This is a genomic window from Microbispora hainanensis (assembly GCF_036186745.1).
In the GTDB taxonomy this organism is placed as follows: domain Bacteria; phylum Actinomycetota; class Actinomycetes; order Streptosporangiales; family Streptosporangiaceae; genus Microbispora.
In genome coordinates this window covers 3,238,689-3,258,011 of the sequence record NZ_CP108086.1, presented here as the reverse complement: position 1 = coordinate 3,258,011, position 19,323 = coordinate 3,238,689, and the positions used below count along the sequence as shown (strand labels likewise).

Here is a 19,323-nt window from a genome sequence, read left to right as displayed (position 1 = left end):
ACACTACGAGCTGACCGCGACGGGGGTCTGGTGGAGCTGGGCCATGGCGCCGGCGTAGACGTCGGCCAGCCGGGCGGCCGTCGCCGACCAGCCGAAGCCCGTGGCGTGGTGCACGGCGTTGGCGGCCAGCTCGGCGAGCCGGTCCGGACGCCGTGCCAGCACGGCGAGCTCCCGCGCCCAGTCGTGCGGGTTGTGGCCCGCCACCAGCACCCCGGACACGCCGTCCTTGACGGCCGTGCGCAGGCCGCCGACCGCCGCGGCGACGACCGGCGTGCCGCACGCCTGCGACTCCAGCGCGACCAGCCCGAACGACTCGTTGTAGGAGGGCACGACGGTCACGTCGGCGGCCCGATACCAGTCGGCCAGCTCCGGCTGCGGCGCGGGCGGCGCGAGCCGTACGACGTCGGTGATGCCCAGCTCGGCCGCGAGGTCGCTGAGCAGGGAGGGGCGGGCGAGGCCGTTGCCGCTGGGCCCGCCCACGCAGGCCACCAGGAGCCGCGAGCGCAGCGAGGGGTCCTCCACGAGCATCCGGGCGGCGGCCCTGAGCAGCACGTCGGGGGCCTTGAGCGGCTGGATGCGGCCCACGAAGAGCAGCACGTGGGCGTCCTGCGGCAGGCCGAGACGGCGGCGTGCCGCACCCTTTGACGCGGGCTGGAAGACGGCGAGGTTCACGCCGGGGTTGACGACCGCCACGCGCTCGCGCGGCGCGCCGTACAGGCTGATCAGCTCCTCGGCCTCGGCGGCGGTGTTGGCGACCAGGCGGTCGGCGACCTCCACGACCTGCTCCTCGCCGAGCACGCGCACCGCCGGCTCGGGCTTGTCGCCCTCGGCGAGCAGGAGGTTCTTCACCTTGGCCATCGTGTGCATGGTGTGCACGAGCGGCACGCCCCAGCGCTCCTTGGCCAGCCAGCCCACCTGGCCCGACAGCCAGTAGTGCGAGTGGATCACGTCGTAGCGGCCGGGGTCGTACATCGCCTCGGTGCGCAGCACGCCGGACAGGAAGCCGCACAGCTGCCCGGGCAGATCGGCCCGGTCGAGCTCCTCGTACGGCCCGGCGGTGACGTGGCGGACGAGCACGCCCGGGGTCAGCTCGGCGACCGGCGGCAGGTCACGGGCCGTGCGGCGGGTGAAGATCTCCACCTCGATGCCCAGCGCCGCGAGCCGTTTGGCGACCTCGAGAATGTAGACATTCATGCCGCCCGCGTCCCCCGTGCCTGGCTGGTCCAGCGGGGACGTGTGCACGCTGATGGTCGCGACGCGGTTGACCCGACGCCGTAACACCGACACCCGAACCACCTCCGAGAGCGTTATAACCACCAAAATCATCACCGGATTCCCCGACATCTGTGAGCGCCGGGGGTCCTGAGAGGATGTCGCCTGCCGATTGAGGCGATATGGAAGGACGATGGCGGTGACGATGACCAATCCCGCGACCGGTCCCGCGACCGGTCCCGCGACCGGTCCCGGGGCGACCGAGACCGTGGTCAGGACCGCGGTGGTGACCGGCGCGAGCAGCGGCATCGGCGAGGCGACGGCCCGCCGGCTCGCCGCGGAGGGATACCGGGTTGTGGCGGCGGCGCGACGGCGCGACCGTCTCGACGAGCTCGCGGCCGAGGTGCCCGGCATCCGCCCGGTGACGCTGGACGTGACCGACCAGGCGTCGGTGGACGCGCTGGCCTCCTCGCTGGACCGCTGCGACGTCCTGGTCAACAACGCGGGCGGCGCGTTCGGGCTCGAACCGGTGGCCGAGGGCCGGGTGGACGACTGGCAGCGCATGTACGACGTGAACGTGCTCGGGAGCCTGCGCATGACCAGGGCCCTGCTGCCGAAGCTCATCGCGTCGGGCGACGGCGTGCTCGTGATGCTCACCTCGACGGCCGGGCTGGTGTCGTACGAGGGGGGCGGCGGCTACTGCGCGGCCAAGCACGCGCAGACCTCGATGACCGAGACCCTCCGCCTGGAGCTGTGCGGCGACCCGGTGCGGGTCGTCGAGATCGCGCCGGGCATGGTGAAGACCGACGAGTTCGCGCTGACCCGCTTCCGCGGCGACGCCGAGCGGGCCGCCAAGGTCTACGAGGGCGTCCCCGACCCGCTGACCGCGGACGACGTCGCCGACGTGATCGCCTTCGCCGTGACCCGCCCGTCGCACGTGAACATCGACAGGCTGGTCGTCCGGCCCCGCGCGCAGGCCGCCCAGCACAAGGTGCACCGGGTCGCAGCGGGGACATGAGGCCGGCGCGCCCGGGCCGGCCCGTCGGCGCGGTCACGCGGGGCACCACCGGGCACAACCGGCTGCGCCGCTGCGACCGCTGGATCGCCGCCGTGTACGGCCCGCTGCTGCGCTCGGCCAGGGCGGGGGCGGCGCCGCTGGTCGTGGACCTCGGCTACGGCGCGTCCCACACCACGACGACGGAGCTGTTCACCCGGCTGCGCCGGGTCTGCCCGACGGTCGAGGTGGTGGGCGTGGAGATCGCCCCCGAGCGGGTCGCGGCGGCCAAGCCGTACGAGCGGGAGGGGTTGTCGTTCGTCAGGGGCGGCTTCGAGCTGCCGGTCCCCCGGCCGCCGATGATCGTGCGCGCCTTCAACGTGCTGCGGCAGTACGGCGAGGCCGAGGCGTGGGAGCACTGGCACCGGCTGCGGGCCGGCCTGCATCCCTCGGGCGTGCTCGTGGAGGGCACCTGCTCTGAGGTCGGCCACCGGGCGACCTGGGTGGCGCTCGGCGCGGAGGGGCCGCGCACGCTCACCCTCGCGGCCCGGTTCACCGGCTTCGGACGCCCCTCCGACCTGGCCGAACGCCTGCCCAAGACGCTGATCCACCGCAACGTGCCCGGCGAGCGGATCCACGCGTTCCTCGCCGACTGGGACCGCGCCTGGGCGACCTGCGCCTCCTTCGGCGCGTACGGCACGCGCCAGCGCTGGATCAAGGCGGCCGAGCTGCTGGCGCGCGACTGGCCGGTGGAGACGACCCCGCCGACCGGCGGTCCCGGCCGCTGGCGGCTCGGCGAGCTGACCCTGCCCTGGAGCAGCGTCTCCCCCCGCGGTTGACGTACGAGGCGGTTGATAACGTCCGGCCCATGCGTTTCGTCCTCGACCCGGAGATGACCCCCGAGCTCTTCGAGGAGCTCCTGAGCTGCTGGGCGGAGGTCACCAACGCGGGCGGCGCGGTGGGCTTCGTGCCTCCCGTGACGCCGGAGGACATCAGGCCGACGGCGGACCGGGCGTTCGCCCGCACGCGCGCCGCCGCCGGGCCGCAGGCCCCCGACAGCCTCCTCGTCGGCTTCGGCGACGACGGCGCCCCCGGCGCGTGGCTCATCCTGGGCGACAACGGCTCGGGCCTGCGGGCGCACTGGCGGTGGCTGCTGCGCGTGCAGGTCCACCCCAAGCACCAGGGCAAGGGGTATGGCCGGGCGCTGCTGCTCGCCGCCGACGACGCCGCCAGGTCGCTCGGCCTGGAGGCGTTGCAGCTCACCTGCCGCGGCGGCACCGGGGTCGACCGCTTCTACGCGAGCGTGGGCTACCAGGAGGTCGGGCGGGTGCCCCGCTCGATCCGGGTGACCCCCGGCGACGACCGCGACGAGATCTACATGCTCAAGTGGCTGTGAAAGTTTTGGCCTAATGCTTAGCCAATGTCCTGTAGAGCCGATTCGAACACGGCATAAGCTGCGGTGTTGAACAGTACGAAGCGCACCTCTTCCACCACGGCCGGGGCCGCCTGCCGTACCGCGGTGATCGCGACGCGGGCGGCGTCCTCGACCGGCCACCGGTAGATCCCCGTGGAGATCGCGGGGAACGCCACCGTGCCGGCGCCCAGCGCGTCGGCGACGACGAGCGACTCCCGATAGCAGGAGGCGAGCAGATGGGATCGGTCCTCGCTCCGCGAGTGCACGGGCCCGACCGTGTGGATCACCCATCGCGCGGGCAGACGCCCGGCGGTGGTCGCGACCGCCTGCCCGGTCGGCAGCCCTCTCCCGTAGCGGGAGGCGCGCAGCGCCCGGCACTCCTCGAGGATCTCGGGGCCGCCGCGCCGGTGTATGGCTCCGTCCACCCCTCCGCCGCCCATGAGCGAGGAGTTGGCCGCGTTGACGATCGCGTCCACCCGCTGCTCGGTGATGTCACCTTCGACCAGAACGATTTTCATGCCACCCACCTCTCTACAGGACGTAGTACTACCCCGGGTAGGCTGAATCACGTGAAGGGACTGGGAGAGCTCGAACGCAGCATCATGGACATCCTCTGGGCGGAGAACACCCCGCTCACCGCCCGCGAGGTGGGGCGCCTCATCGAAGACCGCGACCTCGCGCCGACGACCGTGATGACCGTGCTCGACCGGCTGGCCCGCAAGGGCTTCCTCAACCGCACCCGCGACGGCCGCGCCTGGCGCTACCAGCCGGCCGCGAGCCGTGACGCGTACGTCGCCGAGCTGATGCTCGAAGCCCTGGACCTCACCGGCGACCGCGACGCGGCGCTGACCCGCTTCGCCCGCGCCGTCTCCGGGTCCGAGGCCGAGATCCTGCTGAAAGCCCTCACGGAGCTGGAGGAAGAGTGATCGCGGCGGCGGTCCTCGCGGCGCTCGCGATGATCTGCGCGGTCGCCGCGTGGCGGCTGACGTTCGCGCGCTGGACCTGGCGCGCACCGCGCACGGCGATCCTGCTGTGGCAGTCGCTCGGGCTGACGTGGGGGCTCGCCTCCATCGGCGCCCTGCTCGCCTTCGCGCTCGACCCCTACCGCAAGGGCATCGTGCACGGGTTCGCGGAGTTCCTGCTGAGCGTGGAGTTCGGCGCGCGACAGCCGTACGACTACCTGCGGCTGGCCGCGCTGATCGCCGGCCTGGCGCTGCTCGCGGTGCTGGTGACCCTGCCTCTCGCCGCAGGCGCGCAGACGCTGCGGGCCCGCCGCCGCCACCGGCTCCTGCTCTCGCTGGTCGCCAGGGACGAGCCGGCCGTGCCCGGCGTGCGGGTGGTCGACTTTCCCGGGGCCGCCGCCTACTGCCTGCCGGGGCTCAAGTCGGAGGTCGTCATCAGCGACGGGACGCTGCACCTGCTGTCGTCCGCGGAGCTGGAGGCCGTGCTCGCGCACGAGGCCGCCCATGTGCGCGAGCGCCACGACCTGGTGCTCCTGCCGTTCGCCGCGCTGCGCCGCGCGCTGCCGTGGTCGAGGCTGGTCCGCGACGCGCAGGCGTCGGTGGAGCTGCTGGTCGAGATGGCCGCCGACGACCGCGCCCGGCAGCGGTGCTGCCCGCGCAGGCTGGCCACCGCCCTGCTGCGCTTCGGCGCGTCGGCGGCGCTGCCCACGCCGCAGGGCGCGCTCGGCGTGTCCGCGCCGTCCAGCGTGATGGCCAGGGTCGACCGGCTCGTACGGCCCGAGGTCACGCTTCCGGCCGCCCACCGCTTCCTGATCCTGGCCATCTCGGTGGTGCTCGCCATCAGCGCCCCGCTGCTCTGGCTGCTTCCCGGTTGACCCGGCTCTTGCCCGGCCATGGGTGCTAGCTGGAACTATCCACCGTGTTTGCAATTGCAAGCAGCGCGAGGCAGACTGGGGGCATGGAACTGCCCAAGGTCGCCTCGCTCGGTGAGTACATCCGCCAGCAGCGGCAGCAGGCGAAGATCTCGCTTCGTCAGCTCGCCGCGCAGGCAGGTGTGTCCAATCCTTACCTGAGCCAGGTGGAACGGGGCCTGCGCAAGCCGAGCGCGGAGATCCTGAACCAGATCGCGAAGGGTCTGCACATCTCCGCCCAGGCGCTCTACGTCCAGGCCGGTCTCATCGAGGACCGCGAGCCGCACAGCGACGTGCTGGCCGCGATCCGGGCCGACGTCACGCTCACCGGGCGGCAACGCCAGGTGCTGATCGACATCTACGAGTCGTTTCGCAAGGAGAACCGGGCCGACTCCGCCCAGCCGCCGCAATCGGCTGAGCATCTCGGGGACGACCCGGTTCTCCCACGCGACGGCATTACACCGGATTCGAGGGAAGGATAACCCATGACCATCACAACCCAGGCCAAGAAGATCACGGAGTCGAAGCCGTTCTACGCGCTCACCGGCGCCGGCGACTTCGCCGTGGAGAAGGCCCGCGCCTACGCCTCCACCGTGCAGGACAAGGCCGAGACCGTCGCCCGTGAGTTGCCCGAGAAGGCCAAGGGCTACGCCTCCACCGTGCAGGACAAGGCCGAGACCGTCGCCCGTGAGCTGCCCGAGAAGGCCAAGGGCTACGCCGCCGACGCCGCCGCCCGGGTCACCCGGCTGTACGACGACCTGGCCAGCCGTGGCCGCAAGGTCGTCAGCCGCGTGAGCGGCGAGGCCGCGCTGGAGCTGACGGAGGTCTCCGAGACCGCCGAGCCGGCGATCGCCGCCAAGAGCACCACCAAGCGCACCGGTCGCGCCCGCGCCACTGCCCGGAGCTGATCCGCGGCCAACGCGAACCACACGGCGGCGGCCCGCCTTCCCTCCGGGGGAGGCGGGCCGCCGCCGTTTCGCTTCCCACGGGAACCGGTCCTTCGCGCCCGCGCCACGTGTCGGCGCCGCCCACTAGTCTGGGGGCGTCAGTGACTGTGACCGTGTGGGAGCGTCCATGTTCGGGCTGTACGGCATCCTCGACATCATCTTCTGGCTGCTGTCCGTCGGGGCCTTCGTGTTGTCCGGCTGGGCACTGGTGCACGCCCTGCGGATCCCCGCGAACGCCTTCCCCGCGGCCGGCAAGCAGACCAAGCCCCTCTGGCTGATCATCCTCGGCCTTGCGACGCTGTTCACCTTCGCCGCCGCGATCAATTACCTCGGCATGGGCATGGGGCTGCCCAACATCTTCACGATCGCCGCCGTCATCGCGGCGGGCATCTACCTCGCCGACGTGAAGCCCGCGGTCAACGGCTACCGGGGCGGCAGCGGCAACCAGGGGCCGTACGGACCCTGGTGACAGACACCGGGTGACAGGCCGGGTGACAGACACCGGGTGACAGACACCGGGTGACAGGCCGGCCGAGGCGCCGGGCTCAGAGCCAGTCTCGGGCCCGGAACACCCGATAGAGCGCCGCCGAGGCGACGACGATCAGCGTGGTGGACGTCCAGAACCCCAACGCGTGCCCGAAGCCGGGAAACGGGATGTTCTGGCCGTAGAAGCCGGTGATCAGCGTGGGCACCGCGATGATCGCGGCCCAGCTCGTCACCCGCTTCATGATGAGGTTCATCCGGTTGCCCTGCATGGTCAGGTGCGTCTCGCGGATGTTGCTGACCAGGTCGCGCAGCGACTCCGTCCACTCCGTGGCCCGCAGCACCTGGTCGTACACGTCCTGGAAGTACGGCGTCATCTCGCCGTCGCCGATCAGGCCGTTGCGGCGCAGCAGCGTGTTCACGGCCTCCCGCATGGGCATCACGATCCGGCGCAGCGTGACCAGGCTCTTGCGCAGCTCGAACGTGCGCCGCTGGTCCTCGGAGCTGACGGGCCGGTCGCCGAACACCGTGCCCTCCAGGTCTTCGACCTGCTCGTCCATCGCCTCGACTGCCTCGAAGTGGCTGTCCACCACGTAGTCGAGCAGGCCGTGCACCAGGAACGCGACGCCGTGCCGGGCCAGGTCCGCCCCCTCGTCCCAGCGCCGCATCACCTCCTCGATGGAGAAGTCGTCCGACTGGCGCACGGTGACCAGCGCGTTCTTCGTGATGAAGGCGGCGGCGGGGGCGACGCGCACCCGGCCCGACGCGCTGTCGAAGGCCGCCGCGTAGACGCTGAGGAACATGTGGCTGTCGTAGACGTCGAGCTTGGGCCGCTGCCGGTGCTGCAGCGCGTCCTCCACGGCCAGGGCGTGCAGTCCCAGCTCCTCGCTGATGGCGTGGAGGTCCTCCTCGGTGGGGGCGCACATGTCGAACCACACCACCGCCGACGGGTCCCTGACCTTCTCGGAGACGTCGGCGACCGGAAAGCCCTCGGCCTCCAGGGTTCCGTTCCGGTAGACCCGGGTGTGTCCCATGGACGGTAACCCTACCGATCCGGCGCCCCCGGCAGGAGGCGCCGGAATCCCGGCGGCGGAGCCGGGGCTGGGGGTCGCGCGGGGCACGGCGGCGGTGTCCGGGCGGCGCCGGGTCAGCCCTTGGCGAGCTGCTGGAAGCGGACCATGTTGCCGGCCGGGTCGCGGAAGGCGCAGTCGCGGACGCCGTACGGCTGGTCGATCGGCTCCTGCAGGACCTCGGCGCCGGACTGGCGGATCTTCTCGAACGTCGCGTCGCAGTCGGGGGTGGCGAAGACGACGGCGCGCAGCCTGCCCTTCGCGAGCAGGTCGCTCAGCGCCGCGCGCTCCTCCGGGGAGGCGGTCGGGTCGGCGTTGACGGTTTCGAGGACGATGTTGACGTCGGGCTGGGACACCGGGCCCATGGTGAGCCAGCGGGCGCCCGCGTATCCGACGTCGTTGCGGAGTTCGAGGCCGAGCACGTCCCGATAGAAGGCGAGCGCCGCGTCGCCGTCGTCGACCGTGATGTAGCAGTAGTGCAAGGTGAGTTCCATGCCCACGACGCTATGGCCGGGGGTGTTCCCGGGGCTTCTCGATTCCTGACCGGTTGGCCGGTTCGCATCCGATCCTCGGTTGGAGCACCGGGACCGGTAGGGTTGCGGCTCATGGTGGATCTCGCGCGCCGGCTCGGACTGGCGGCACTGCTCGCCGTCCTCGCCGCATCCCCCGCGCACGCCGTCGCCGCACATGCCGTCACCCCAGCGGAGGCCGCGGCTCCGGCGAAGGACGAGGTGACGATGGAGCTCCGCAAGAACGGCGTGCTCCACGTGAAGGAGGCGGTCACCCCCGCCGGCGAGACGGTGCGGCGCACGCCGCTCACCCGGATCCGCTACGACGACGGCCACGACCGCGTCTATCGCATCTCCAACGTCAAGGGCGGCTCGTACGACGGGGAGACCCTGACGTTCAAGGGCACGGTGGAGTACGACGTGACCGGCGCCGTGACGCCCACGGCCTCGGGCGAGGAGCTGCGCTGGTTCGCGGTGTCCGGCCCCGTGCAGGACGCGGTCGTCACCGTGACCGGCCCGGGCCGGGTGCAGAACCTGTCCTGCTTCGCCGGCGAGCCGAGCTCGGCCATCGCCTGCACCAGCGCCTCGGTCGAGGAGACCGGCACCACCTCGACCTTCGAGCAGCAGGGCCTCGGCGAGGGCCAGGCGCTCACGGTCGTCGTCGGCTACCCGAAGGGCGCCACGGGGGCCGGGCCGATCCTGGAGCGCAGGTTCGAGCTGTCCACCGCGTTCACGCTGAACGCGGTGACCGGCGGCTCGCTGGCCGCGCTGCTGGTGCTGCTGCTGGGCGGCATCGGGCTGCTCTACTGGACGCGGGGCCGCGACGCCCGCGTGGTCGGCAGCGAGTCCGGCCCGGTCAGCGGCCACCGCGACGGCCGCTTCAGCCCGCCCGACGACGTGCGTCCCGGGCAGATCGGCACGCTGTTCGACGAGCAGGCCGACGTGGTCGACGTGACCGCGACCATCGTGGACCTCGCCGTGCGCAACTTCCTGCGCATCGACGAGCAGCCGCGCCAGACCTACGACACCCCCGACTGGTGCCTGGTCAAGCTGCCCGGCGCCCGGCTCGGCGACCTGCTGCCGTACGAGCGGGCCCTCCACGACGCGATCTTCGACGGGCGTGACCGGGTGCTGCTGTCGGAGCTGCACGGGTCGTTCGCCGCCCGCCTGGCCACGGTGCGCGACGCGCTCTATCAGGACGTCGTGACGCAGGGCTGGTTCGCCCGGCGGCCCGACTCCACCCGGTCGCGCTGGACGACCCTCGGCCTGGTGGTCGTCGCGCTCGGGGTGATCGCCACCGTCGTGCTCGCCTGGCTCACGACGTACGGCCTGCTGGGGCTGGCCCTGATCATCGCCGGAGCCGCACTGGCCTTCGGCGCCCAGTACATGCCGGCCAAGACGGCCAAGGGAGCGGCGGCCCTGGCGCACACGCTCGGGTTCCGCGACTACCTGGCCGGGGCGGCCGTCGACGACATCCCCCCGGGCCAGCGCGTGGAGCTGTTCTCCCGCTACCTGCCCTACGCGGTGATCTTCGACAGCGTGGACCGGTGGGCGCGGGTGGTCAGCGCGTTCGACGGCAACGGACGGCAGACCGACCACCTGTACTGGTATCAGGGCCCCGCCGAGTGGGACCTGTCCCGGTTCGCCGACTCGATGCGGACGTTCGTCATGACCACCTCAGGGGCGATCTCGACCTCCCGCCAGTTCCGCTCCCTCTGAGCCCTCTCCCTCGGGGCCCTCTCCCTCGGGGCCCTCTCCCTCGGGGCCGGGCCCCTGCGAGCCCGGGTCGAGGCCCCGGCGACGCCGGTAGTGCCGGGCGACCCTGGCCCGGTTGCCGCACCGCGCCGCCGAGCACCAGCGCCGGCGTGGGTGGGCGGGCAGGAACAGCATCACGCAGTCGTCGGCCTCGCATTTCCGCACGGTCGTGACCGCCGGGTCGGTCAGCAGGTCGGCGACCGCCTCGGCGAGCACCGCCGCCAGCCGGGCACCCCACGGGCCCTCCCGGTGCGGCACGGCGGTCACGGCGGCGCCGTCCCAGGCCAGCTCACGGACGGCGGGCGCCGCGCGCTGCGCCCTGTTCAGACCGCGCAGCGCGCCTTCCGGCGGCCGCAGGCCCCGCCTCACCTGATCGATCGCGGCCGCCGCATGCTCACGCACCTCATGCACCAAAGCCAGATCGTCGCCGGTCAGCCGCGCCTGCCCGTCCTCCGGGAGCGCGCCGGCCAGCCGGTCCGCCTGCAGGCTCAGCCAGGCGCGCAGCCCCTCGGCGGTGGCGATCAGGTCGGCCTGGCCGTCCGGCGTGCGCGGCCGGGTGTTGACCAGGTCGAGGGCGAGCGGCTCCCCGGTGAAGGGGACCAGGTCGGTCATGCGGCTAATGCTAATACAAACGATTGACACATTAGGCAGGCGATCGCTAGAACTAATGCATCACCGACGCAAGGAGGCATTAGTCATGACGCCGTTCGCTGTTCCGCACACGCTCCACCGGCATGTCGAGGTCGGGGACGTGCGGGTCTTCTACCGTGAGTCGGTGCCCGACGAGGGCGGCGAGGACGCCCCCGTGATGCTGCTGCTGCACGGGTTCCCGTCCGCGTCCCACCAGTTCCGCCGGCTCATCGACGTGCTCGGATCCCGCTATCGGCTGATCGCGCCCGACTACCCCGGGTTCGGGCACACCGAGACACCCCCTGGCTTCGCGTACAGCTTCGACGCCCTCGCCGATGTGATGGAGGGCTTCGTCGAACGGCTCGGGCTGACCCGGTTCGTCATGTACGTCTTCGACTTCGGCGCCCCGGTGGGATTCCGGCTGGCGACCCGGCACCCCGAGTGGATCACCGGTCTCGTCGTGCAGAACGGCAACGCGTACGAGGAGGGCCTGTCGGACGGCGCACGGGACTTCATCGCGCTGCGCCCCGACGTGGAGGGCGACGAGGAGAGGGTGCGGGCGCTGCTGACGCTGGAGATGACCCGCGGCCAGTACGAGAGCGGCACGGCCGATCCGCGGCTCGTGGCCCCGGACGGATGGACGCTCGACCAGCACTTCCTCGACCTGCCGGGGCGCAAGGAGGCCCAGGTGGCGCTGGCCTTCGACTACCACACCAACGTGGCGCTCTATCCGCGGTGGCAGGCCTGGCTGCGCGAGCACCGGCCGCCGACGCTGATCACGTGGGGCCGCGACGACATGTTCTTCCCCGAGCCCGGGGCGCACGCCTACCTGCGCGACGTGCCCGACGCCGAGCTGCACGTCATCGACACCGGTCACTTCGCGCTGGAGGACCGGCTCCCCGAGATCGCTCCGCTGATCGCGGCGTTCCTCGACCGCGTGTGGAAGTGACGCGCGTCAGGCGGGGCGGACGCGGACCTCGCCGACCGGGGCCCCGCCGCCGAACAGCGGGGAGGTGGCCAGCCCGGCCAGCTCGGTGGCGTCGATCCCGGCGGCGCGCAGCGCGGCGACGGTGACCGGCACGCGGGCCCGGCTGCCACCGTCCACGATCTTCACGGCCCCGGCCCGGCCCTCGGCGTCGGCGAAGGCGTCGAACGCCTCCGCGCCCGACTTCACCAGCAACCCGGGAACGGCCCGCATCAGCAGGTTCTCGGCCCGGGTCGTGCCGCTCGTCCACTCGGGGTGCGCGCGCATCGCGTCGGCGACGCGCCGCTCCGGCGAGCCGGCCGGGGCGAGCGTGAGGGCGCGGAAGGCACGCGCCACGCCCGCCATCGAGACGAAGAACAGCGGCGCGCCGCAGCCGTCCACGCCGGTCGCCGCGACCCGCTCCCCGGTGAACTCCTCGACCGTGGCGCGGATGGCCCGCTGCAACGGGTGACCGGGATGGCGGTAGTCGTCGGTCGGCCAGCCGTTGACCACACAGGTGGCGAGCATCGCCGCGTGCTTGCCGGAGCAGTTCATCAGGATCCGGCCGGGCGCGCCGTGCTCCCGCAGCACCTGGCGGCGCGCCTCCTCGTCGAGAGGCAGGTCCTCCGGGCACCGCAGGAAGGTCTCGTCCAGCCCCGCGCCCGCGAGGATCTTCCGTACGCCGTCGATATGGAAGGGCTCGCCGCTGTGGCTCGCGGCCGCGAGCGCGAGCAGCTCGTTCTCCAGCGGCAGGCCCGCCCGCACCATCGCGAGCGCCTGCAGCGGCTTCATGGACGAACGCGGCGACGCGAGGCTGGAGGTGTCCCCGCACACCAGAACCGGGTCGCCGTCCGCCCCGATCACATGCACGCGTGCGCGATGCACCGACTCGACGAACCCCGACCGCACGACCTCGACCACCATCTCCGACATGACGGGCAGTCTATGGAGCCCTCGGACATGGCAGAATTCGGGGCCATGCGTGCGGTCGTACAGCGGGTCAGCTCCGCGTCCGTTGTGGTGGATGGTCAGGTCGTCGGCGCCATCGACGAACCCGGTCTGCTCGTGCTCGTGGGCGTCACCCACACCGACGGGCGCGCCGAGGCGGCCCGGCTCGCCGCCAAGCTGTGGGGGCTGCGCATCCTGCACGGCGAGAAGTCCTGCTCCGACATCGGCGCGCCGCTGCTGGTGATCAGCCAGTTCACGCTGTATGGCGACGCGCGCAGGGGCCGCAGGCCCACCTGGCAGGCCGCCGCGCCCGGCCCGGTGGCCGAGCCCCTGGTGGACGCCGTGGTGGCCGAGCTCCGGACGCTCGGCGCGCGGGTGGAGACGGGCGTCTTCGGCGCCGACATGAAGGTCGGCCTCACCAACGACGGCCCGATCACCCTCGTCCTGGACGTCTGAGCGCCGCGGCCTTCCCGGGCCTGTCATCATGATCGGATGCGGGATGCGTGGAGCACCTGGGGACATGTCGTCGTCGCGACCGTGTGCGCCGTTCCCGTGGCCGCTCTCGCCGTCCTGCTGCTCACTCGCCGCCGCGCCCGCCGGGGGCATCCCGCTCCGCTCCGGACGTCCGTCGCGGATGTGGTCATGGTGGCCGGGACCGCACCCTGGATCTGGATGATCCTCACCCCGGGGGTGGAGGAGGGCGTGCACGTCGTCCCCCTGGTGGACCTGGCGGGCCAGCTCGCGCTCCTGTCACCGGGTGCGGCGGTCGTGCAGATCGGCGGCAACCTCCTGGTCTTCGCCGCGCTCGGCGCGATGCTCCCGGTCCGCTCCGCGCGCTTCGGCTCTCCCGCGGCGGTGGCCGCCGTCGCGGCCACCGCTTCGCTCACCGTCGAGCTCCTCCAGTTCGGCCTGCGGCTCGGCCGGGTGAGCTCCGTGGACGACGTGCTCCTCAACGCGGCGGGCGCGGTGCTCGCCGCGCTCTGCACCCGGCGGTGGTGGGCCCGCCGGACGGGGACCAGGTAAACAGGCCCGGTTGAACGGGGGTTATCGGATCCGGCGGCGCAGGGCGGGGTCGATCGTCACGTTGCGCCCGGCGTCCGGCGGCACCACGACCTCCTGGCTCGCCGCCACGCCGCCGGCCAGCAGGTCGACGTCCACCGGCACCGTACGCTTCACGACCGCGAGGGCGATCGGGCCGAGCTCGTAGTGGCGGGCCGACGAGCCCACGAAACCGATCTGGCCCGGCGCGGCCGAGCCCTCCACGGCGGCATCCGGCTCGGCCTCGGCCGGCGCGCCGACGCCGAGGGTCACCGGTGCGCCGTGCGGCGGCAGCTCGTCCACGCTGCCGTCGAGATGCAGGAACACCAGACGGCGGGGCGGGTGGCCGAGGTTGTGCACGCGGGCGACCGTCTCCTGACCCCGGTAGCACCCCTTGCTCAGGTGCACGGCCACGTCGATCCAGCCGACCTCGTGGGGGATCGTCTTGTGGTCGGTCTCGAATCCGAGCCTGGGCACGTGGGCGGCGATGCGCAGCGCCTCGTAGGCCCACAGGCCGGCGGGGCGCAGGCCCAGCGCCTCGGGGAGGCCGCCCAGCCGCTCGCGCGGCACGAGCAGGTCGCCGCCGATGGCGACGGCCCCTTCCACGGATGTTCCGGCGTTCGCGTCCGGAGACGGCGGGGCGAGCGAGACCACCGCGTAGTCCGAGGTGACGTCGGCGACCTCGACCCGCAGCATGAACCGCATCTTCTCCAGGAAACCGACCAGCTCGGCCGAGGTGCCCGGCTCGACGTGGGCCCACACTGCCTCGCCGTCGTCCACGAGCGTGAGGTGGTGCTCGACGCGGCCCTGCGGGTCGAGCAGCAGCGCCTGGGCGGGCGTGCCCGGCTGGAGCGTGTCGAGCTTCTGCGAGCTGAGGCTGTTGAGCCAGCTCAGCCGGTCGGGCCCGCTGACCCGCACGACCTCGCGGTTGCTCCGGTCGACCAGCGCCCGCCCGGCGGCCAGTGCGCGCTGCTCGGCGTAGGGATCGCCGTAATGGGCCGCGACCGTCTCGTCCGGCGCCTGCGCGGCGACCGCGCCGGGTGTGTCAAGCAAAGGGCTCCGCATGTGTCCAAGGCTATTCGGTCCCCCACAGCGGTCGCGGCGACGGACGGCTCGCCTGTGGACGACCCCCTGCCTGTGGACGACCGTCAGAGCGGCACCCGCCGGAGGGCGACCAGCGCGACGTCGTCCTCACGGGCGCCGAAGGTGGCGATCAGCCGGTCGCAGAAGCCCTCCAGGTCGTCGCCCACGTCCTCGGCCTGCTGGCGGGCGATCTCCAGGCTCTCGTCGAGCAGCTTGTCGCGGTCCTCGATCAGCCCGTCGGTGAACAGCAGAACGGTGGCGTCGTCGGGCAGCCGCACCCGGTCCACCCGATACTGCTCGTGGGCCACGCCGAGCAGCAGGTTGCCGAACCGGTGATAGGCCGCTCCCGCGCCGGCCACCAGCGGCGGGATGTGCCCGGCGTTGACGATCTCGGTCTCCCCCGTCGCGGGATCGATCAGCATCAGGCAGACGGTCGCCGTCATGCCGGGGTGATAGCGCCGCAGGACGGCGTTGAGCAGGCTCATCGACCGGGCGGGATCGACGGCGTCGATCACCGACGCCCGCAGCGCGTAGCGCAGCTCGGCCATCACGGTGGCGGCGTGCAGCGAGTGGCCCTGCACGTCGCCGAGCGCGACCAGCACCCGGTCGCCGAGGGGCAGGACCTCGTAGAAGTCGCCGCCCACCTCCACGTTGTCCACCGCGGGCTGATAGCGCACGCTGATCCGCAGGCCGGGCACCCGGGGGATCGCGGCGGGCAGCAGGCTGCGCTGCAACGTGAGCGAGATCATGTGCTCCTCCGCGTAGGCGCGTGCCGCGTCGACCGCCAGTGCCAGCGCCTGGCCGAGCTGCCGCAGCAGGCTCAGCTCCTCGCCGTCGAGCGGCGCGTCCGTCTCCACCCCGAGGAACACCGGTGACCGGCCCGTCTTCGTACGGCACAGCACGCCCGCCACACGGGCGACGATGTCGCTGTCGGGCACGAGGCGGGCCCAGGTCTCGTTGTCGACCTCGAACGTCTGCACGCCGGGGGACTCCCCGATGGAGATCGTGCTCAGCCGTTCCAGGGTGTCGGGATGGACCAGCCGCGGCGCCGCGTGCTCCCCCGGCCGGGCGGAGAACCTGCGCACCCTGCCGTCCGGCGGGATCGCCAGCACCCGCGAGTAGCGCTCCAGCAGGCGGGAGCAGCCCTCGGCGGCCACCGACAGGAGCGACTCGAAGTCCTCCGCCTGGTTCATCTCCAGCGTGATCTCGGCCAGCTCGCTGAGCCTGGCCGCCATCCGCTCGGCACGCTGCCGCGCCCGGTAGTAGCGCAGGGTGGCCCGCACGGTCGCGGCGAACTCGTCGGGCTGGATCGGCTCCGACAGGTACGCATCGGCTCCGCGTTCCAGCCCCTCGGCGCGGTCGGCCGGAGTGACGGCGTTGCCGGACACCTGGATCACCGGGATCGAGGAGGTCTCCGGGTCGGCCTTGATCTTCTCGCACACCTCGATGCCGTCCACGTCGGGCATCCGTACGTCGAGGATGACGAGGTCGGGCTTGAGCTCGCCGACGAGGGCCAGCGCCTCCTCGCCGCCGCCGGCCTCGATGACCCGGTGCCCGCCGCGGCGCAGCCAGCTCGCCAGGATGTAGCGCTTGGTGGGGACGTCGTCGACGACCAGCACCGTCGCCGCGATGTCAATCTCGGGTGCCATGCCCGTCCCCCTTCACGTTCCCGGCGCTCACGTTCCCAGCGCTGTCGCGTACGGCCTCCCGGATCGCCTCCAGAAGCCGGTCCCTGCGCAGCCCGTGCTTCGGCAGCAGCACAGGATGCAGCGGCCCCCGCTGCTCGAGCGGTCCCGGCTGCTCGGACGACACGTGCGGCGGTCCCGGCTGCTCGGACGCCACCGACACGACGACCACGGGAATGCCGCGCAGGGCGTCGTCCTCGGCCATCCGGTGCAGCAGCGCCGTGCCGTCGAGGCGCGGCATGAGCAGGTCGATCAGGACCACCTCCGGAGGCCGCTCACGCATCAGCTCCAGGGCCTCGACGCCGTCGGCCGCCTCGTCCACCGCGGCCGCGAACCCGAAGAGCATCCGCCGGGCCGCCGCGCGGAAGCCCGCGTCGTCGTCGGCCACGAGCACCCGGCCCACCTCCGGACCGGACGTCCGGTGCGGCACCCGCAGCGTGGCCGTGGTGCCCTCTCCCGGCGTGCTCGCCAGTTCCAGCGTGCCGCCGAGGGCCTCCGCCAGCCTCCGCGCGTACGGCAGGCCGAGACCGGTGCCCTTCGCCCTGAGCTGCAGCGACCCGGGCACCTGGTAGAACTCCTCGAAGACGCGCTCCAGGTGCTCGGAGGAAAGGCCCACGCCGGTGTCGGTGACGGTGAAGACGACCTCCGCCATGGCGGTGTCCACGACGGCCGCCAGCCACACCTCCCCATATTCGGTGAACTTCAGCGCGTTCGACAGCAGGTTGCGCAGGATGGTGGTCAGCATGCCCTCGTCGACGAGCATCTCGCCGATCTCGCCCGGCACGTCGACCGACAGCGTGACCCTGTCGGCCGGTCCGGTGGGCTGGAGCGTCATGCGCAGCTCCTCGGCCAGGGCGACCACGTCCACCATCGACGGATGCGGGTCCAGCCGCCCCGATTCGGCCTTGGCCAGGTCGAGCAGCTCCCCCACCAGCGCCAGCAGGGTCTCCGCGGACGTGCCGATGAGCGTGATCTGGTGCTCCTGCTCCTCGCTGAGCGGATCGCCGCCCGAGCCGAGCAGCAGCCGCACCAGCCCGATGATCGAGTTGAGCGGCAGTCGCAGCTCGTGGCTCACGCTGGCCCAGAACCGCTGCCTGGCCTCGGCCGCCTGCCGGAGCTGCGACGACTTCTCGTCCAGCTCGGCATAGAGCGCCACGACGCCGCGGTTGGTCTCCTCCAGCTCGGCCGACAGCTGGTTGTAGAGCGCCAGGACGCCCTGGTTGGTCTCGGTCAGCTCCGCGTTGAGCCGGAGCACCTCCTCCAGGGTGGCGGCCAGCTCCCTGTTCTGCTCCCGCAGCACGTCGAGGGCCGCCGTGGACGGCGAGCGGCGGGCCAGCTCCGCGCGGATGCCGTCGAGCGTACGGCGGCTGTGGTGCCCGGGCACCCGCTTCACCAGCGTGACGCGTCCCTCCTCGGCCGAGAGCGTGACTTCGTCGACCATGCGACCGGCCAGCTTCACACCCTCGGTCTGCCCCACGCCGGCGCCGCCGGGATAGTCCACGGTGATGACCAGCCTGTCCTCGCGCAGGTCGAAGACGACGACGCTCCCGGCGCCCCGGGTCAGCGCCTCACGGCCGATCTCGCTGAGCGCCGTCGCCACCCGGATCTGGTCCTGGGATTCCAGCCCGACGAGTTCGGCGATCCAACGGCCGAGTTGCCGTACGGCGAAGACGTCCTGCTCCCTGCGGATCTCCACGCGGGTGAGTACCTCGCCCATCACTGCCCCTGTTTGACCGTGACGACGCAGGCGTCGTCCCTGCGGCTGCCGGCGTCGCGCAGCAGGGTCGCGCCCACCACGGCCGGGGAGTGGGCGAACAAGCCGGGGAAGGAGGCGGGGTCCCAGCGATCGGTGAGGCCGTCGGAGTGCAGCACCACCGTGGCGTGCGGCGGCAGCGCGTACTCGTACTGCCGGGGACGCCTGCCCTTGTGCCCGGCGATGCCGGGCAGCGAGATCATCCCCTGACGGCCCTCGGCGTGCGCGATCCAGCCCGAGACGTTGCCCAGCCCGGCGAACGTGACGCTCTCCCGGCCCACCCGCACGACCGCGACCGCTCCACCCCGGGTGTGGCCCAGCCCCTGATGGAGGCGTTCGAGGGCGGCGGCCGGAAGAGCGTGCGGCTCCTCCATGAAGATCCGTACGGCCTCGCGGGAGGCGTGCGCGGCGGGGTCGCCGTGGCCGAGGCCGTCGCAGACCAGCACGCTGACCGTGTCGCCGTCGTCGGCGAAGGCGAAGGCGTCGCCGCACACGCTCTCCTCGCCGATGGGACGGCGCAGCCCGCTCACCCGCAGCGGCGGGCCGGGCTGCCCGTCCGGGGTGAAGTGCATGACCAGCACCGTGCCCCTCCCGGGCACCGAGTAGACGTCCCAGCCGGTGGCCATGCGGGCGATCGCCCCGAGGCCGATGCCGAGCGTGCCCGAGGTGGAGTAGCCGTCCCGCAGGGCGCGGCCGAGGTCGGCGATTCCGGGGCCCCGGTCGACGGCCACGAGCTCGACCGCGCCCGGCCGCTCCGGGTGGGGGCGTACGAGCACGGCGCCGTCCACCGCGTGCTTGACCAGGTTAGAGACCGCCTCGGTCACCGCCACCGCGACCTGGCCGGTGTGGTTCTGGTCGAACCCCGAGGCCGTGGCCAGCCCGACCGCAGTCCTGCGCACCGCGCCGATCACGCTCGGATCGGCGGTGGACACCCAGACGTCCTCATACCGGTGCGTCATCGTCAT

Annotated in this window: 22 protein-coding genes; 12 read left to right on the top strand and 10 right to left on the bottom strand. The window is 72.5% G+C overall.

The window, feature by feature from the left end:
• Window positions 1-3: 3 nt before the first annotated feature.
• On the bottom strand, window positions 4-1,287 hold the full coding sequence (gene mshA, locus OHB01_RS15420) for a D-inositol-3-phosphate glycosyltransferase (RefSeq protein WP_260617507.1): 1,284 nt from the start codon (window positions 1,285-1,287) through the stop codon (window positions 4-6).
• A gap of 193 nt (window positions 1,288-1,480) precedes the next feature.
• Here mshA and OHB01_RS15415 point away from each other — a divergent pair, with 193 nt between their 5' ends.
• Genes OHB01_RS15415 through OHB01_RS15405 form a run of 3 tightly spaced genes read left to right on the top strand, consistent with a single transcriptional unit; the run spans window position 1,481 to window position 3,602 of the window.
• On the top strand, window positions 1,481-2,230 hold the full coding sequence (locus OHB01_RS15415; protein ID WP_221890018.1) for an SDR family NAD(P)-dependent oxidoreductase: 750 nt from the start codon (window positions 1,481-1,483) through the stop codon (window positions 2,228-2,230).
• Window positions 2,227-3,045, top strand: a complete 819-nt coding sequence (locus tag OHB01_RS15410; RefSeq protein ID WP_142651476.1) for a class I SAM-dependent methyltransferase — start codon at window positions 2,227-2,229, stop codon at window positions 3,043-3,045. Before OHB01_RS15415 ends, OHB01_RS15410 begins: the two co-directional genes overlap by 4 nt.
• 29 nt (window positions 3,046-3,074) lie before the next feature.
• Window positions 3,075-3,602 (top strand): GNAT family N-acetyltransferase, encoded by a 528-nt coding sequence (locus tag OHB01_RS15405; protein WP_142651477.1) that lies wholly within the window; start codon window positions 3,075-3,077, stop codon window positions 3,600-3,602.
• A gap of 17 nt (window positions 3,603-3,619) precedes the next feature.
• Here OHB01_RS15405 and OHB01_RS15400 read toward each other — a convergent pair whose 3' ends face one another.
• On the bottom strand, window positions 3,620-4,138 hold the full coding sequence (locus tag OHB01_RS15400) for an O-acetyl-ADP-ribose deacetylase (protein WP_142651478.1): 519 nt from the start codon (window positions 4,136-4,138) through the stop codon (window positions 3,620-3,622).
• A gap of 51 nt (window positions 4,139-4,189) precedes the next feature.
• Between OHB01_RS15400 and OHB01_RS15395 the strand changes: the two genes are divergently transcribed.
• From OHB01_RS15395 to OHB01_RS15375, 5 genes are all read left to right on the top strand, one after another.
• Window positions 4,190-4,546, top strand: a complete 357-nt coding sequence (locus OHB01_RS15395; protein WP_079316189.1) for a BlaI/MecI/CopY family transcriptional regulator — start codon at window positions 4,190-4,192, stop codon at window positions 4,544-4,546.
• Window positions 4,543-5,457, top strand: coding sequence for a M56 family metallopeptidase (locus OHB01_RS15390; protein ID WP_142651479.1), 915 nt, complete (start codon window positions 4,543-4,545; stop codon window positions 5,455-5,457). Before OHB01_RS15395 ends, OHB01_RS15390 begins: the two co-directional genes overlap by 4 nt.
• Window positions 5,458-5,540: 83 nt before the next feature.
• A complete protein-coding gene (locus OHB01_RS15385) occupies window positions 5,541-5,975 on the top strand; it encodes a helix-turn-helix domain-containing protein (protein WP_142651480.1) in 435 nt (144 codons plus the stop codon).
• A 3-nt stretch (window positions 5,976-5,978) separates the two neighbouring features.
• A complete protein-coding gene (locus OHB01_RS15380; protein ID WP_142651481.1) occupies window positions 5,979-6,401 on the top strand; it encodes a hypothetical protein in 423 nt (140 codons plus the stop codon).
• A gap of 166 nt (window positions 6,402-6,567) precedes the next feature.
• Entirely contained in the window at window positions 6,568-6,909 is a 342-nt protein-coding gene (locus OHB01_RS15375; RefSeq protein ID WP_142651482.1) for a DUF2516 family protein, read from the top strand.
• A 76-nt stretch (window positions 6,910-6,985) separates the two neighbouring features.
• Here the strand turns inward: OHB01_RS15375 and OHB01_RS15370 are convergent, their stop codons facing one another.
• Together OHB01_RS15370 and OHB01_RS15365 are read right to left on the bottom strand one after the other, a co-directional pair.
• The gene (locus OHB01_RS15370; protein WP_142651483.1) at window positions 6,986-7,957 is read right to left on the bottom strand and encodes a magnesium transporter CorA family protein; all 972 of its coding nucleotides are present in this window, start codon (window positions 7,955-7,957) and stop codon (window positions 6,986-6,988) included.
• A gap of 113 nt (window positions 7,958-8,070) precedes the next feature.
• On the bottom strand, window positions 8,071-8,487 hold the full coding sequence (locus OHB01_RS15365; RefSeq protein ID WP_142651484.1) for a VOC family protein: 417 nt from the start codon (window positions 8,485-8,487) through the stop codon (window positions 8,071-8,073).
• 111 nt (window positions 8,488-8,598) lie between these two features.
• Here OHB01_RS15365 and OHB01_RS15360 point away from each other — a divergent pair, with 111 nt between their 5' ends.
• Complete coding sequence (locus tag OHB01_RS15360) at window positions 8,599-10,221, top strand: DUF2207 domain-containing protein (protein WP_205831060.1); 1,623 nt, start codon at window positions 8,599-8,601, stop codon at window positions 10,219-10,221.
• Here the strand turns inward: OHB01_RS15360 and OHB01_RS15355 are convergent.
• A complete protein-coding gene (locus OHB01_RS15355; RefSeq protein WP_147944875.1) occupies window positions 10,180-10,869 on the bottom strand; it encodes a CGNR zinc finger domain-containing protein in 690 nt (229 codons plus the stop codon). The genes OHB01_RS15360 and OHB01_RS15355 overlap by 42 nt on opposite strands.
• An 85-nt stretch (window positions 10,870-10,954) precedes the next feature.
• Between OHB01_RS15355 and OHB01_RS15350 the strand changes: the two genes are divergently transcribed.
• Complete coding sequence (locus OHB01_RS15350; RefSeq protein ID WP_328855558.1) at window positions 10,955-11,836, top strand: alpha/beta hydrolase; 882 nt, start codon at window positions 10,955-10,957, stop codon at window positions 11,834-11,836.
• Between the two features lie 6 nt (window positions 11,837-11,842).
• Here the strand turns inward: OHB01_RS15350 and OHB01_RS15345 are convergent, their stop codons facing one another.
• Window positions 11,843-12,784 carry an asparaginase gene (locus OHB01_RS15345; RefSeq protein ID WP_142651487.1) on the bottom strand — a complete coding sequence of 314 codons (942 nt, stop codon included), beginning with the start codon at window positions 12,782-12,784 and terminating at the stop codon, window positions 11,843-11,845.
• 45 nt (window positions 12,785-12,829) lie between these two features.
• Here OHB01_RS15345 and dtd point away from each other — a divergent pair, with 45 nt between their 5' ends.
• Both dtd and OHB01_RS15335 read left to right on the top strand, forming a co-directional pair.
• The gene (gene dtd / locus OHB01_RS15340) at window positions 12,830-13,255 is read left to right on the top strand and encodes a D-aminoacyl-tRNA deacylase (protein WP_142651520.1); all 426 of its coding nucleotides are present in this window, start codon (window positions 12,830-12,832) and stop codon (window positions 13,253-13,255) included.
• Between the two features lie 36 nt (window positions 13,256-13,291).
• On the top strand, window positions 13,292-13,822 hold the full coding sequence (locus OHB01_RS15335) for a VanZ family protein (RefSeq protein ID WP_142651488.1): 531 nt from the start codon (window positions 13,292-13,294) through the stop codon (window positions 13,820-13,822).
• A 21-nt stretch (window positions 13,823-13,843) separates the two neighbouring features.
• On the opposite strand, the gene OHB01_RS15330 is transcribed toward OHB01_RS15335, so the two are convergent.
• The 4 genes from OHB01_RS15330 to OHB01_RS15315 form a co-directional block, all read right to left on the bottom strand.
• Window positions 13,844-14,902 (bottom strand): YgfZ/GcvT domain-containing protein, encoded by a 1,059-nt coding sequence (locus OHB01_RS15330; RefSeq protein WP_142651489.1) that lies wholly within the window; start codon window positions 14,900-14,902, stop codon window positions 13,844-13,846.
• Between the two features lie 83 nt (window positions 14,903-14,985).
• Window positions 14,986-16,569 carry a fused response regulator/phosphatase gene (locus OHB01_RS15325; protein WP_142651490.1) on the bottom strand — a complete coding sequence of 528 codons (1,584 nt, stop codon included), beginning with the start codon at window positions 16,567-16,569 and terminating at the stop codon, window positions 14,986-14,988.
• The gene (locus tag OHB01_RS15320) at window positions 16,553-18,322 is read right to left on the bottom strand and encodes an ATP-binding protein (RefSeq protein WP_328855557.1); all 1,770 of its coding nucleotides are present in this window, start codon (window positions 18,320-18,322) and stop codon (window positions 16,553-16,555) included. Before OHB01_RS15320 ends, OHB01_RS15325 begins: the two co-directional genes overlap by 17 nt.
• Window positions 18,322-19,323 carry an ATP-binding protein gene (locus OHB01_RS15315; protein WP_328855556.1) on the bottom strand — a complete coding sequence of 334 codons (1,002 nt, stop codon included), beginning with the start codon at window positions 19,321-19,323 and terminating at the stop codon, window positions 18,322-18,324. Before OHB01_RS15315 ends, OHB01_RS15320 begins: the two co-directional genes overlap by 1 nt.

What these genes read in the sequence shown, in the direction of transcription:
- OHB01_RS15410 (WP_142651476.1), top strand. Translation starts at nt 2,227, where the DNA reads ATGAGGCCGGCGCGCCCGGGCCGGCCCGTCGGCGCGGTCACGCGGGGC.
- OHB01_RS15405 (WP_142651477.1), top strand. Translation starts at nt 3,075, where the DNA reads ATGCGTTTCGTCCTCGACCCGGAGATGACCCCCGAGCTCTTCGAGGAG.
- OHB01_RS15400 (WP_142651478.1), bottom strand. Translation starts at nt 4,138, where the DNA reads ATGAAAATCGTTCTGGTCGAAGGTGACATCACCGAGCAGCGGGTGGAC.
- OHB01_RS15385 (WP_142651480.1), top strand. Translation starts at nt 5,541, where the DNA reads ATGGAACTGCCCAAGGTCGCCTCGCTCGGTGAGTACATCCGCCAGCAG.
- OHB01_RS15380 (WP_142651481.1), top strand. Translation starts at nt 5,979, where the DNA reads ATGACCATCACAACCCAGGCCAAGAAGATCACGGAGTCGAAGCCGTTC.
- OHB01_RS15375 (WP_142651482.1), top strand. Translation starts at nt 6,568, where the DNA reads ATGTTCGGGCTGTACGGCATCCTCGACATCATCTTCTGGCTGCTGTCC.
- OHB01_RS15370 (WP_142651483.1), bottom strand. Translation starts at nt 7,957, where the DNA reads ATGGGACACACCCGGGTCTACCGGAACGGAACCCTGGAGGCCGAGGGC.
- OHB01_RS15365 (WP_142651484.1), bottom strand. Translation starts at nt 8,487, where the DNA reads ATGGAACTCACCTTGCACTACTGCTACATCACGGTCGACGACGGCGAC.
- OHB01_RS15360 (WP_205831060.1), top strand. Translation starts at nt 8,599, where the DNA reads ATGGTGGATCTCGCGCGCCGGCTCGGACTGGCGGCACTGCTCGCCGTC.
- OHB01_RS15355 (WP_147944875.1), bottom strand. Translation starts at nt 10,869, where the DNA reads ATGACCGACCTGGTCCCCTTCACCGGGGAGCCGCTCGCCCTCGACCTG.
- OHB01_RS15350 (WP_328855558.1), top strand. Translation starts at nt 10,955, where the DNA reads ATGACGCCGTTCGCTGTTCCGCACACGCTCCACCGGCATGTCGAGGTC.
- OHB01_RS15345 (WP_142651487.1), bottom strand. Translation starts at nt 12,784, where the DNA reads ATGTCGGAGATGGTGGTCGAGGTCGTGCGGTCGGGGTTCGTCGAGTCG.
- dtd (WP_142651520.1), top strand. Translation starts at nt 12,830, where the DNA reads ATGCGTGCGGTCGTACAGCGGGTCAGCTCCGCGTCCGTTGTGGTGGAT.
- OHB01_RS15335 (WP_142651488.1), top strand. Translation starts at nt 13,292, where the DNA reads ATGCGGGATGCGTGGAGCACCTGGGGACATGTCGTCGTCGCGACCGTG.
- OHB01_RS15330 (WP_142651489.1), bottom strand. Translation starts at nt 14,902, where the DNA reads ATGCGGAGCCCTTTGCTTGACACACCCGGCGCGGTCGCCGCGCAGGCG.
- OHB01_RS15325 (WP_142651490.1), bottom strand. Translation starts at nt 16,569, where the DNA reads ATGGCACCCGAGATTGACATCGCGGCGACGGTGCTGGTCGTCGACGAC.
- OHB01_RS15320 (WP_328855557.1), bottom strand. Translation starts at nt 18,322, where the DNA reads ATGGGCGAGGTACTCACCCGCGTGGAGATCCGCAGGGAGCAGGACGTC.
- OHB01_RS15315 (WP_328855556.1), bottom strand. Translation starts at nt 19,323, where the DNA reads ATGACGATGACGCACCGGTATGAGGACGTCTGGGTGTCCACCGCCGAT.